The sequence below is a fragment of the uncultured Hymenobacter sp. genome (assembly GCF_964242765.1).
GTDB lineage: Bacteria > Bacteroidota > Bacteroidia > Cytophagales > Hymenobacteraceae > Hymenobacter.
In genome coordinates this window covers 1-12,328 of record NZ_CAXTBM010000016.1, presented here as the reverse complement: position 1 = coordinate 12,328, position 12,328 = coordinate 1, and the positions used below count along the sequence as shown (strand labels likewise).

11 protein-coding genes are annotated in these 12,328 nt (G+C 50.7%); 9 read left to right on the top strand and 2 right to left on the bottom strand.

All coding sequences use genetic code 11. The features are described 5' to 3' along the window. The first annotated feature begins 85 nt into the window (after positions 1-85). Complete coding sequence (locus ACFE7X_RS08860; RefSeq protein ID WP_375435317.1) at positions 86-361, top strand: hypothetical protein; 276 nt, start codon at positions 86-88, stop codon at positions 359-361. A gap of 85 nt (positions 362-446) precedes the next feature. Here the strand turns inward: ACFE7X_RS08860 and ACFE7X_RS08855 are convergent, their stop codons facing one another. Together ACFE7X_RS08855 and ACFE7X_RS08850 are read right to left on the bottom strand one after the other, a co-directional pair. Then, positions 447-1,262, bottom strand: a complete 816-nt coding sequence (locus tag ACFE7X_RS08855; protein WP_375435316.1) for a hypothetical protein — start codon at positions 1,260-1,262, stop codon at positions 447-449. A gap of 29 nt (positions 1,263-1,291) precedes the next feature. Beyond that, positions 1,292-3,028, bottom strand: a complete 1,737-nt coding sequence (locus tag ACFE7X_RS08850) for a M61 family metallopeptidase (protein ID WP_375435315.1) — start codon at positions 3,026-3,028, stop codon at positions 1,292-1,294. Between the two features lie 241 nt (positions 3,029-3,269). On the opposite strand from ACFE7X_RS08850, the gene rpmH reads away from it, so the two are divergent. The 8 genes from rpmH to ACFE7X_RS08810 all read left to right on the top strand — a co-directional run bounded on the left by rpmH (position 3,270) and on the right by ACFE7X_RS08810 (position 11,740). Next, positions 3,270-3,428, top strand: a complete 159-nt coding sequence (rpmH, locus tag ACFE7X_RS08845) for a 50S ribosomal protein L34 (protein WP_086596110.1) — start codon at positions 3,270-3,272, stop codon at positions 3,426-3,428. A 6-nt stretch (positions 3,429-3,434) separates the two neighbouring features. Then, positions 3,435-3,908: a ribonuclease P protein component gene (locus tag ACFE7X_RS08840; protein ID WP_375435314.1), complete on the top strand. Its 474-nt coding sequence runs from the start codon at positions 3,435-3,437 to the stop codon at positions 3,906-3,908. A 100-nt stretch (positions 3,909-4,008) separates the two neighbouring features. Next, positions 4,009-5,706 carry a S41 family peptidase gene (locus tag ACFE7X_RS08835; RefSeq protein ID WP_375435313.1) on the top strand — a complete coding sequence of 566 codons (1,698 nt, stop codon included), beginning with the start codon at positions 4,009-4,011 and terminating at the stop codon, positions 5,704-5,706. 147 nt (positions 5,707-5,853) lie between these two features. Continuing rightward, entirely contained in the window at positions 5,854-6,552 is a 699-nt protein-coding gene (tsaB, locus tag ACFE7X_RS08830) for a tRNA (adenosine(37)-N6)-threonylcarbamoyltransferase complex dimerization subunit type 1 TsaB (RefSeq protein ID WP_375435312.1), read from the top strand. A gap of 85 nt (positions 6,553-6,637) precedes the next feature. Next, positions 6,638-7,150, top strand: a complete 513-nt coding sequence (locus ACFE7X_RS08825) for a DUF2480 family protein (RefSeq protein WP_375435311.1) — start codon at positions 6,638-6,640, stop codon at positions 7,148-7,150. 185 nt (positions 7,151-7,335) lie between these two features. Next, complete coding sequence (locus ACFE7X_RS08820; RefSeq protein WP_375435310.1) at positions 7,336-8,649, top strand: APC family permease; 1,314 nt, start codon at positions 7,336-7,338, stop codon at positions 8,647-8,649. Positions 8,650-9,007: 358 nt separating this feature from the next. Beyond that, on the top strand, positions 9,008-10,219 hold the full coding sequence (locus ACFE7X_RS08815) for a hypothetical protein (RefSeq protein ID WP_375435309.1): 1,212 nt from the start codon (positions 9,008-9,010) through the stop codon (positions 10,217-10,219). Between the two features lie 210 nt (positions 10,220-10,429). Beyond that, entirely contained in the window at positions 10,430-11,740 is a 1,311-nt protein-coding gene (locus ACFE7X_RS08810; protein ID WP_375435308.1) for a serine hydrolase, read from the top strand. Positions 11,741-12,328 lie beyond the last annotated feature (588 nt).

Below are 12,328 nucleotides of genomic sequence, written 5' to 3'. Positions count from 1 at the left end.
CGTAAAGTCTGTTTCGTTTTCACAACCCTGGTACGAGCAAGTAGGTAAAAGAAAGGAAAATGCTTCACCCTTAGCTTCCACTGCCATGTCTAAGCATAAAAAAGAGAATCCCGCTTCGAATCAGAAAGTTAGTTCGCCTATGGGGCCTGATGCGCTGAACGGTATGCCCACTTCCGTTGACCCGGACAGCCGGGCGGAATCTAGCGGCACGCAGGTGCAGAACCTGAATCAGAACCACATCACTGAAACTGGCAACGAAACCAAGAACAACACGCCAGGCGGCAATTCTAATGAGGTGCGGTCAGCGCGAACCAACAAGCCTCGCAACAACCCGAACCCAAGCCAGCAAAACCAGAAATAATATCAAGCGCACAAAAAAGACCCTGCTGATCTTCAGCAGGGTCTTTTTTGTGCATTGTAAATGCGTTGATTGAAGCGCCCAGTGATTAGGGCAGCACGGTCAGGCGTACGACGCGCGTGTCTACATCGTCGTTATCGAAAAAGTCTTGCTCGAAGAGAATAGTTCGGTTGTCGAGCCAGCGAGGTTGTGTGCAGCCCCACTCGGTTTGTCGCTCCCACAGCAGGCGGAGGTTGCCGTTGTCTACGGCCCATAATTGAAGGCCATTGGGCTCGTAGCGCGCTAATACATCAGAGTTTCCGCACACAAAATGGCGTCCGTCGGGTGCCACAGCCGGAGGGCTCCAAACACGGGTACGCCGGCCTGTATGCTGGTTGACCAAGAGATAATACCCGCCTTCGTAGAGCCGCACTGCCACGAGCCACTGCTTGATAGCAGGTACGGAAGCTACATACTCGTAGGCCACACTGCTGGCTTCGTTTTCAGAAGACTGGTTGACGAGCCGAAGTGGTTTAGTATGAGTTGGCCGCAGCCAGAGCGTGTGCTTTCTGCGCTGTACCATTGGTCCAGCATCACGCAGTCGCAGGCGTTCTTCGGCTTCGAAATCGAATGTGGCTTCCTCTTCCGCGGAGGTTGGAACGGGGGGTAGCTTTAAGGTTTGAGGTAGTTTCTCGTACACCCCCCGAGATGCCTGATAAATAGTCAGTACGCGCCCCGGCACTTGTACCAGCGTGTCGAGGTGGCTGAGGCGGTAGATACGCGGCGGCTTGGGGCGCGGTAATGGGGCAACTAAGGGTGTGGTGGGCACACCTGGTTGCGCCCGCTCAGCGGGGCCTCGGAAAGAACAAGATAATAGAAGCATCGCCAGAGGCAGCACTACTATCACCGCACGAAGCCGGAACATGGGAGAGAATGAAAAACTGAACGTCGCACTTAAAATTCTTGCTTCAACCAGTTCCGGAAGCTGGCCTGCTGCTCGGGAGTAGCTTCGGGCAGCTTTTCAATAGTGACTTTCTGCCAATACCGCTGTCCATCCTGCCCACTCAGTGGCACCGTTAACAACCGATTCTGACGAAATAAGCTGACTTCGTACTGTTGGTCTTCTCTGGTGGAAAGCAAGCTGTGCAGGTTCATCTCTACTCGCCGTCCGTTCACGGCCACTATCTCGTCGTCGATGGTAAGTGCCGCTGCAGCGGGCGAGCCAGGCACAATGTCGCTTACTTCGGTGCGCTCGTTTCTCACCACCGTCCGAAAGCCAAATACCGCTTCCGGCGTTGCCGCGTTTTCCTGAATTCGGAGCGTGCACCCCACAAAACTCAAGGCTTTGTCGAGCGGTTCTTCCAGCGGCGCAGTACCATAAATAAACTTATCGAAGTACGCTTGCATATTGCGCCCGGCCACTTCCTTCACAATCCGGATGTAATCTTGCTCGGTGTAGCCAATCCCGGTCTGTCCGAATTCCTCCCACAATCGGCGCATCACCTCATCAAGGCCACGAGCGTGGTTGGAAAGGCGGCGGAGCGTGAGGTCGAGCAACAGCGCCACCAAGGCGCCCTTGTGATACACTGATACTTTGCGGTCGGGCACGCCGGCTTTGTAGCCATCGAGCCAGAGGTCCATGCTGGCATCGGCCAGAGAAAGGTTGAACCGGCCGTAGTCGTCGTAGTGCTTGCGCAACACCGTGTTTAGTTCGGTGAAGTACTGCTCAGCCGTGCGCACCCCGGCGCGGGCCAGCAAGTACTCTCCATAGTAAGTCGTGATGCCTTCGGCAATGAAGCAGGTGCGGAAGTAGTTTTCTTTAGAGTAGTCGTAGGGCTGCATTTCAGCTGGCCGAATGCTCTTGATGTTCCAGGCATGAAACAGTTCGTGGCAGCTAATGCCCAGTAACTCCTTGTACAAGCCTTCCGTCATTAGCAGTTCGGCGGGTCCTAGCGTAATAACAGTGGAGTTGAGGTGCTCCACGCCGTGGTAGTGCTTGTAAGGAAGTAGTTGGTTGAGAAAATGATAATCTTGGGCCGGAAACGAGCCAAATAAGGCGAGCTGCTCGGCACTAAAAGCCCGAAAATCGGCTACCAAGCGCGCCCAATCCACGGGGCATTCTCCTTGAATCCAGATGTAGAAGGGCAGGCCCTGCACCTCGTAGTTGCGGTATTGCAAGGTAGGGCTAGCAATGAGGGGCGAATCGGCCAAGTGGTCGAAGTTCTGCGCTTGGAGCGTATTCGGGCCGGTTTGGGGAAGGCCACAGGCCAATTGCCAACCATCAGGAAGCTGTAGTTGCACCTGACATGGCTCCTGTTGCCGCCCTTCAATGTACATGAAGCCTTGTACCGGGTTCAGGTATAGCTGCGTTTCGTCTAGCCAAGAACCGCCAGCATCCATTTGATGCGCATAGAAGTTATAATGCACTTGTACCGTTCGGCCCGCTGCGCTGGTTACTTCCCAACGGTCTTTGGTAAGCTTGCGAGTAGGTAGTACTTCCTGCGAGGTAGCATCGGTTACTTCAACGCGTTGAATCTTCTGGGCAAAATTCTGGAGCTCGTAGCGTCCGGGTCGCCAGGCTGGCAACTGCAATTCCAGCGTTTCGGGGCCTTGTTTCGGGACCTCGAAAGTCATTTGTAACTGCACGTAAAAGGTAAGCGGGTTCTCGAACGAAACGTAATAATGAATCATAGAAACGCGGAGCGGATAGGCAGAAAACCTGCTGTAAAGCTACGGCTATCCGGTTGAAAAATGCGGATAAAACGTGGTCTTTGATACGGGTAAAGTGGGAGGTTGGACTAGAGTAAGCAACCGAAAATCTAAGAGTTGCTGACAACGGGGAACATAAAAAACGTCACAACACCTTTGTCTTTTCAAAGTCAAGCTTGTACCTTTGCCGGCCTTACTTGTCACTGAGTCATCTAACTATACCATGAAACGTACCTTCCAGCCTTCGCAGCGCAAACGCCGCAACAAGCATGGCTTCCGCTCCCGCATGGAAACCGCCAACGGCCGCAACGTGTTGGCCCGCCGCCGTGCCAAAGGCCGCAAGCGCCTGACCGTATCCGACGAAGGCCGTCATAAGCGCTAAGCGCCTGTGAGTAACCTGTTGCCGTCTGGCGTTCCTCCTTCAGGGGAGAAGCCAGAGGATAGGGTTCGTTCCTACTCGTTTTCGAAAGAAGAACACTTGTGCCGCAAGAAGCTCATTGATGAGCTTTTCGGCCGGGGTTCTTCTTTTGGTTTATATCCCCTTCGGTTGGTGTGGCTGCCCGCCGAAGTGCCTACTGCCGCGCCCCCGCAGGTACTGGTTAGCGTGAGCAAGCGCAACTTCAAGCGCGCCGTTGACCGGAACAATTTAAAGCGCCTTATGCGCGAGGCCTATCGCCTCAACAAGCACCACCTCACGGAAGCGAACGGTGGGCACCCTATTGGGCTACTTGCAATTATCTATACCGGCAAAGAAAAAAAGCCTTTCGCGCTGGTTGAAAAAAAATTAATTTCAGGGCTGGAGCGTTTACTAACCGAACCCTTCGTTGCACCCGCAACAAAGGACCGAAAAAAGCGTCCATGAATTAGTTGCGGCTTCAGTGACTTCCGCGGCACCATCTCTTCTTGCCCTTAAGCTTCTCTTCTGAAGTGGTTAGTGGTGAGCTTCATACCAGCCTTCATCTATGCGTAAAAAGTCTATTGTGGCCGGGTTGCTTCTTGGGGGAGCCACACTGGTATCTGTCGCCGCCGCTTCGGCCGACAACGAGCGATATTTCGAAATTGCTAAGAACCTCGACATTTTCGCTACCCTCTTCAAGGAAGTGAACACTTATTACGTGGACGAGGTGCCACCAGCTAAATTGGTGAAGACTGGTATCGACGCCATGCTCAAGTCGCTCGATCCATATACCAACTATATCCCGGAAGATGATATCGAGGATTTCCGCACCCTTACTACTGGCCAGTATGGCGGTATTGGGGCAGTGGTCATCAAGCGCGGTGGCAAAACCGTTGTGCAAGCGGCTTACGAAGGCTATCCGGCACAGAAAGCTGGTTTACTGCCCGGCGACGAAATCATCACTATCAACGGCGTCAACGTTGAGAAAAAGAATAGCCCCGACATTAGCAAGCTACTGAAAGGGCAGGCTAATTCGCTTGTAAAGCTAATGGTGACCCGCTACGGGCAGGATGCACCTGTTGAAATCAACATCACCCGCGACAAGATTCAGGTTGACAACGTGCCCTATTATGGCATGCTGACCAACGACATCGGCTACTTTCAACTCGCCGGCTTCACCGTAGATGCGGGCAAAGAGGTGCGCATGGCCCTTACTAAGCTTAAGGAGCAAGGTGCCAAGAAAATCGTGTTTGACATTCGCGACAATCCCGGCGGCTTGCTCAACGAATCGGTCAATATCTCCAACCTGTTTGTCGATAAAGGCCTTGATATCGTGAGCACCAAGGGCAAGGTGACGGAGTGGAACAAAACCTACAAAGCGCTCGACGTACCCTTCGACACGCAGATTCCTGTTGCCATTATCACCTCCAACCGCTCGGCCTCGGCTTCTGAAATCGTATCGGGCGTACTGCAAGACTACGACCGGGCCGTGGTGATAGGGGAGAGAACCTTTGGCAAAGGGTTGGTACAGGCTACTCGGCCGCTTAGCTACAACTCGCAGTTAAAAGTTACGACCGCCAAGTACTACATTCCAAGCGGCCGTTGCATTCAAGAAATCGACTACGCCCACCGCGCCGACGATGGTACGTTAGGCAAAGTGCCGGATTCCTTGCGCACGGCCTTCAAAACCCAAGCTGGCCGCACGGTATATGACGGCGGCGGAGTAGCACCCGATGTAGAAGTGCAGGACCGCGAAATTGCCGACATCACCCGGGTACTCTTGCAAAAGAGTTACCTCTTCGATTATGCTACTCGCTACCGTGCTGAGCATCCTACTATTGCTTCTGCTCGACAGTTCAATCTTGCGGATGCCGATTATCAGAAATTCGTTGATTTCCTGAAAGGTAAAGACATCAGCTACAGTACCGACGCCGAAAAGTCATTGGCTGACCTCACTAAAAAAGTGAAGGAGGAAAAGCATTATGACGACGTGAAAACTGAGCTGGAAGCTATGCGCCGCAAAGTGTCTACCAACAAAAGCAACGACTTGACGCGCTTCAAACCTGAAATCAAGGATTTGCTGGAGCAGGAGATTGTGTCGCGCTACTATTTTCAGAAAGGCCAAATCGAAGCTACCTTCGATGATGACCCTAACATCCTAATGGCGATGAGCGTGCTCAACGACCCGAATCGGTATGCTGCCTTGTTGCGCCCAAGCGGGCGTGCTGCTAGCAGTACGAAAGGTGCAGCCACAGGAAAGTAGCAGCTAATAGATATACCTAGAAAAAGCAGATTCAGAAATGAGTCTGCTTTTTTATTGCATCCATGTGCCAATTGAAGTTCTTGAAAAGAAGTTTCAAGTATTTCTGATCTAAAGGCAAGGCAGTATGTGAAGCCATATCTTTGTCTTATGTCCATCCTCATTCTGTCCCTCGAAACTTCGTCTCCTGTTTGCTCTGTCGCCCTGCACCGGCTAACAGACGGTAGCTTAGTCGGCCAGACAGAACTGAGGTTGGAAAAGTCGCACTCCTCGCACTTGAGCGTGCTAGTAAGTCAATTATTAGAAAATAGCCAGCACACCTTGCAAGATGTAGCAGCCGTGGCCGTATCCGATGGTCCTGGCTCTTACACGGGGCTTCGCATTGGGGCTGCTGCGGCCAAAGGTTTGTGCTACGCGTTGGATATTCCGTTGGTAGCTGTAAGTACGTTGCAAGCGCTGACCCGGCAGGTAGCCGCTGTTACAGCCTCGGCCGAAGAAATTCTGTTTTGCCCTATGCTGGACGCTCGTCGTATGGAGGTGTACGCGGCACTCTACATGCACAATGGACAAGAAGTGATAGCTCCTATGCCACTACTGCTGGATTCTGATACGCTGGCCGAACAATTAGCCCACCATCGTTTGTTATGCTTTGGCAATGGCGCTGCAAAGTTTCGGCCGCTTGTTGCCGACAACTCCAACGCTAGCTTCCTAGCTGGCATCGAACCTTCGGCTGTAGCGGTCGGGGCACTGGCGGTCGAAGCGTATCGGCGCGGCGATTTTCGGGACGTGGCGTATTACGAGCCGTTTTATCTGAAAGAAGTATACACCACGACGCCGAAAGCAAAATAGCGCCTAGCTTTCGTTTAGTGAGCTACATCTTTGACAGTCTCCTATCTCATTTACTAAGTGGCCAGCTAGTAGTTGGCGTTACATCATGGAGGAAATCATCAACCGCGTTGCGACCAGCGCCCTGACTTCATTGAATCTGGAAGAGTTCATTCACCCCGGCGAGCGGGTAGTGTACGACATCAAGGAAAATCTTTTTCACGGCTTGATGCTGCGTGAAAAAGATTTTCGAGAGTTCATTAAAACCCATGATTGGAACCAATACGACGGTAAAAACGTCGCTATCATTTGCTCGGCCGACGCTATTGTGCCCACTTGGGCGTATATGTTGCTAGCTAGTAAGCTCCAAGGGCATGCGCATCGCTACGTATTCGGCAATCTGGAAGCACTGGAGCAGGAACTGTTCCACGAGGCTATTGCCAGCATCAACGCCGAAGAGTACCGCGACGCAAAAGTGGTAGTAAAGGGCTGCGGCGAAAAGCCAGTGCCGACCTACGCTTACGTGGCTATCATGCAGAAGCTGTTGCCCGTAACATCTAGTGTTATGTACGGAGAGCCATGCAGTACAGTACCACTTTACAAGCGCCCTAAAGTGGTTTAGCTTGTTTTTGAAGCGTTCCTGCTTTTGTCGTGTTACACAATTGCACCAGTAGTAAGCCCCTGCGCCTTCACAAGCGTCAGGGGCTTGTTGCTTCTTAAGTTACTGAACACCGAAGAAGCTCGTAATGCCTTTCTACAAACCCAGTCAAGGCAACTTCGCATCTTTAGCTCCGCAATTACCTCTTCATGCCGCAGCCATCCGCCGACACCTATAAAATCAGTCGTACAACCGGTGTTGCTATCGTCGTTGCCAACATGGTAGGCACGGGAGTATTTACCAGTCTCGGTTTCCAAGTCATTGACATTCAAAGCGGTTTCGCGCTGTTGATGCTGTGGGCTGTTGGTGGGCTTATTGCTTTATGTGGTGCGTTGAGTTACGGTGAGCTTGCCGCGGCTATGCCTCGCTCGGGCGGCGAGTATCATTTTCTGTCTCGTATCTATCATCCGGCCGTAGGGTTTTTGTCGGGCTGGGTATCCGCTACGGTGGGCTTTGCCGCTCCTACGGCCTTGGCCGCTATGGCGCTTGGCAAGTATGCCAAAAGTGTGTGGCCTGCCTTGCAGCCCGAATGGTTATCGGTGGGCGTAGTTTTGGCTTTCACGGCCGTTCATGCCATGAGCCGACAACTGGGTAGCCGCTTACAGGTAGCCGTTACAGCCATCAAAGTAGTGGTGCTGGTAGCTTTTATCGGGGCGGGGCTGCTGGCCGCTACTCCGCAATCTATACCTTTCATACCCACCGCAGTTAGCTGGCAAGAACTGTTGAGCCCTGCCTTCGCTGTTTCGTTGGTGTATGTCTCTTATGCTTACTCGGGCTGGAATGCGGCTGTATATCTTACCGGCGAAGTAGCCGATCCGCAACGAAACCTGCCGCGTATTCTGCTTATTGGTACTGCTGCTGTACTCCTATTATATATAGGACTGAATTTTGTGTTTCTATATTCCACTCCTCTAGATAAGCTGAAAGGCCAAGTGGAAGTAGGCTTCGTGGCTGCTACACAGATTTTCGGGCCTATAGGCGGGCAGCTAATGGGCGGCATTATTGCTGTATTGCTGTTATCCACTATCAGTTCCATGATTTTTGCGGGTCCTCGCGTTGTGCAGGTAATGGGTGAGGACCTTCCCTCGCTTAGTGGACTCGCTAAACTTAGTGCAAGAGGTATTCCGGTACGAGCTACTTTGTTTCAAACAGCTCTCACATTACTCTTCATTATTACTTCCACATTCGAGCAGGTATTGCTCTATGCTGGGTTTGTACTCAGCTTGTTCACGTTTCTGACGGTGCTCGGCTTGTTTGTTTTGCGTGTGCGCCAGCCAGAACTACTGCGCCCTTACCGGGCTTGGGGCTATCCGCTTACGCCGTTGCTGTTCCTGCTGCTCAATGGCTGGACGCTCTGGTTCATCGTCCACGACAAGCCTATGGAATCGTTGTATGGTTTGCTAACTGTATTCGTAGGGCTGCTTGTCTACTTTGTGAGCCTGCGCCGTCAGCCTGTAGCATAAGTCTCGGTCTTGCACCTGCTTGTTTGCCGAAAAGCAGAGACTAGGTGGTGAAACAAACACTAATTTAAGTGCTTGCCACAATTCAAAGCAAAGCCAGAAACGAGCAGTTACTTCTGTAAGTCTCAAGAGAGCTTGCATAATGCAGCCGCGTATGAGGCACGACTAGAAGGCGTCGTCTCAACTAGTATTCAGTAACTTTCGCCCTTCATCAATATCGTGCCTGATGCGTTTTCTGGTTTACCGATTCACTTTATCGGCCGTTTCACTTCTTTTGGCGGCTTGTGCTGAACAAAAGAAACCACAAACCAAACAGTCCCATTCCACAAGGCCTGCACCGTCTGCCGACACTGTTGCCGCCGTGCCCTCACCCAAGCCGCCGCGCCCCGATACCACCTATGTGCAAGACGTAGCGGCCTATCTTGCCGGGCAGCCTGTTAGTAGCCGGAGCACCTTGCGGCCCCTGACGGAGCAACCTGCCTGGCAGGCTTTTGCGGTCGACGCCGATAAAAGCTGGATGCAATACCACGCCACCCGAACCAACAAAATCGAGAGTTGGGCGGCCACTGAACTGGATTCCGTGCGCGCCAGCAGTTCCACTATTTTCTACCCCTTCAGCGGCCCCGATCTGCTGAATGCCGTGACTATGTTTCCCGACAGCAAAACCTACGTGTTGCTGGGTCTGGAGCCGGTCGGTTCGGTGCCGCGTCGGAATACGCTGGAAAATCCCAAGCTCTTTCCAGCTTTAAAAGCTTCGCTATGGTCGGTGCTAAACTTCAGCTTCTTCCGCACCAACGACATGGCTGTTGAGTTGAACGCAGAGAAATTAGTTAACTCACGCAAACTAGTAGGTCCCGGATCCAATCAGTATGTGCAGTCAAACTCAGAGGAATCAAATGATTCACTACTTGAGTCGCGTGGCGGTGGCAGTACAGCGGCGAAGGCCGAAATACCCGTAAGGCTCGATGGAGTTTTGCCCGTAATGATGCTTTTCGCCACCCGTACTGGCCATCAAGTACAGAATGTGCGCTATGTGCAGCTCGATACAAAAGGTGAACTCACTGATGCAGATAGCACTGTTATTCAAAGACCCGGCCCGAAAGTTATTCCCGGATTTGAGTTAACAATGCTCAGCAAAGCAGGTACGGAGCAGAAAGTGTATTACTTCTCCGCTGATATCAGTGACTGGAAAATGGGCTCTAATAAAGACGCCGTTATTCAGTACGCTGAGAGCCTCGGCGAGCTAACTACCTATGTGAAGTCAGCTACCTACCTCATGCATAAGGCTTATTTCAGCAAAGTCCGCAACCTTATTTTAGACCACAGCAACTACATTTTGCAGGATGATTCTGGTATTGCCTTAAAATATTTTCCTCCGGCGGACTGGCAGCTAACCTATTATGGTACTTACAAGCGGCCTATCAACCTTTTCGCCAAGCACTATCAGCCTGCTATGGCCACTGCCTATGCCGACACCATTAACCGTCCGCGTCCTCTGCCTTTCGGTACCGGCTACAATTGGCGTCAAAACGATTCCAATTTGTTGCTAGCCCGTCGGCAAAAGTTTCTCTAGTTTCCTCGCTGCCTATGAAAGAGCCGTAGCTGATACCTACGGCTCTTTTGTGCTACAGCACCTTTTATATCATTAACGTGTAACGCAAATTCGTCTGGGTTACAAAGACGTATACGAATCGAAGCGCTCTGTGCAAGGCCCTTGCTTTTTGCGAAGAAGGGGAGAAGCACTTTGATATCACACAGTGTCATCTAGTTGCAGATTAATAGAATGTTGCTCCGTTATTTATCTGGCCTCTCTATTGGTATACTATCAATTCCGTTTCTGTTCTCAATTGATAGTCATGGACAGCTTTCCGCCTCATCTCAGGGCCACAGTCAAACTACTCGTATCCCCAATAGTCCCCTTCTTGATAGCCTACTACGCTCCGACAGTCGCTTAGCACCTGTTATCAACCGTGCCGCAGATTACGAGTTGCAAATAATCTACACGCAAATCAACCGCGACGCTCAAAATCAGCCGCATTTCGTCCAACACAACTTTCGACTCGACGCGAAGCAGTATTTCAACCCCGCCAGCTTGGTGAAGCTGCCAATTGCTGCCTTAGCTCTAGAGAAATTGAATCAGCTGCACCAGCCTGGTCTTACGAGGCGCAGCCCTATGGTTACCCGCACGGCTTTCCGCTGCCAAACTGCCGCTCCCTACAATCCTGCTGCCGATTCCGACCGAATAAATACTGTTGGCAATTACATCAAACGGATGCTTCTAGTCAGTGACAATGACGCCTACAACCGTTTGTATGAATTTCTTGGGCAGCGTCCGCTCAATGAGCGGCTCGCTGAATTAGGCTACCCTGACATGCGCATCACTCGTCGCTTTGCCTCCTGCGACACTGCTGCCAACCGTCACACAAACCCAATTGATTTCCTAGGATCTTCAGGCCAGACCATATATCAGCAACCAGCAGTTGTCAATCCAACTCCCTTCAAACCTCCATTAGGTCGTATTACCAAAGGGCGAGCTTATCAAGCTGGTCGTAGGGTCATTCTTCGACCTTATGATTTCACTACGGCCAATTACCTTCCACTGCAAGACATCACAGATATCTTGAAGTCCATACTGTTTCCGGAAGTCATTTCTGCCACTCAACGCTTCAACCTAACTCCTAACGACTACGCCTTTGTCCGTTATTATCTCTTTCATACTCCTCATAGCTCTGGTTACCAGCCTTACAGTGCCAAGCAGTTTTTCGATGCTTATAAAAAGTACCTCTATTACGGTCGCTCTCCCCAAGTGTCCCTTGACTCCACTCTGCGTATCTACAATGTAGTAGGTATGTCCCACGGCTACCTGGCCGACGTTGCCTATTTCATCAGTCTTACCCAGCATACCGAGTTTTTGTTGAGTGCAGTGCTCTACGTAAATAAAGATGGAATCATCAACGATGGTGTTTATGAATACAACAGTATTGGTCTTCCTTTCCTTGCGCGATTAGGCTATCTGATCCAGCAATACGAGACCAATCATAGGCTGTTAAAGGCGTCCACTGCAATTGAGCCTACCTCACCAGAAAAGAGGTAAAATAGTTTGTCTCTGCGTGAACTTATCTACTCACATATGTAGTTTGTCAACAGCGTAGCGATATACTGTGTGAAGTTTCTTAGAAGAAAGCTAGCCCTTAGTTAAAAGTTATTTCTATTGGCCATTGTACGGAAGAATAAAGTCTAGTAGCTTTGCACTCCCAATCCAAATAGCGGATCAAAAATAGCTTTGTTTCAAAGGTCTTGTTTAGATCTACAGAACATCTTTTAAAAATTCACATATATGTTCATTTACAATGATGAACTATATGTTTTTGAAAAGTTGTTAAACTGAAAAGAATCACGTTACCTTTGTGCCCCCAACTTAAACGGAGTTTTAGGGCCGACAAGAAAAGTGTATTGAGAGCTTGCAAACAAAGCAAATTACCTGTTACCTTTGTAGCCCGCATTAAAAGAGAGAAGCGTATCACATGAAAGTGATAAAGCTTTTTAAGTTTAATGTAGGAACTCTTAATACGTTTATTTTGTATTCTGCTCACTATGACGCAAAATAAAACCAAGTAAAATTTTCGCAATTTTCCTTGCATTGTGCGAAACGAGTAGTATCTTTGCACCCCGCTAGAGAGGA

Excerpts from the sequence above, each read along its gene's own strand:
- rpmH (WP_086596110.1), top strand. The coding sequence starts at position 3,270 with ATGAAACGTACCTTCCAGCCTTCGCAGCGCAAACGCCGCAACAAGCAT.
- ACFE7X_RS08850 (WP_375435315.1), bottom strand. The coding sequence starts at position 3,028 with ATGATTCATTATTACGTTTCGTTCGAGAACCCGCTTACCTTTTACGTG.
- tsaB (WP_375435312.1), top strand. The coding sequence starts at position 5,854 with ATGTCCATCCTCATTCTGTCCCTCGAAACTTCGTCTCCTGTTTGCTCT.
- ACFE7X_RS08825 (WP_375435311.1), top strand. The coding sequence starts at position 6,638 with ATGGAGGAAATCATCAACCGCGTTGCGACCAGCGCCCTGACTTCATTG.
- ACFE7X_RS08860 (WP_375435317.1), top strand. The coding sequence starts at position 86 with ATGTCTAAGCATAAAAAAGAGAATCCCGCTTCGAATCAGAAAGTTAGT.
- ACFE7X_RS08820 (WP_375435310.1), top strand. The coding sequence starts at position 7,336 with ATGCCGCAGCCATCCGCCGACACCTATAAAATCAGTCGTACAACCGGT.
- ACFE7X_RS08810 (WP_375435308.1), top strand. The coding sequence starts at position 10,430 with ATGTTGCTCCGTTATTTATCTGGCCTCTCTATTGGTATACTATCAATT.
- ACFE7X_RS08855 (WP_375435316.1), bottom strand. The coding sequence starts at position 1,262 with ATGTTCCGGCTTCGTGCGGTGATAGTAGTGCTGCCTCTGGCGATGCTT.
- ACFE7X_RS08835 (WP_375435313.1), top strand. The coding sequence starts at position 4,009 with ATGCGTAAAAAGTCTATTGTGGCCGGGTTGCTTCTTGGGGGAGCCACA.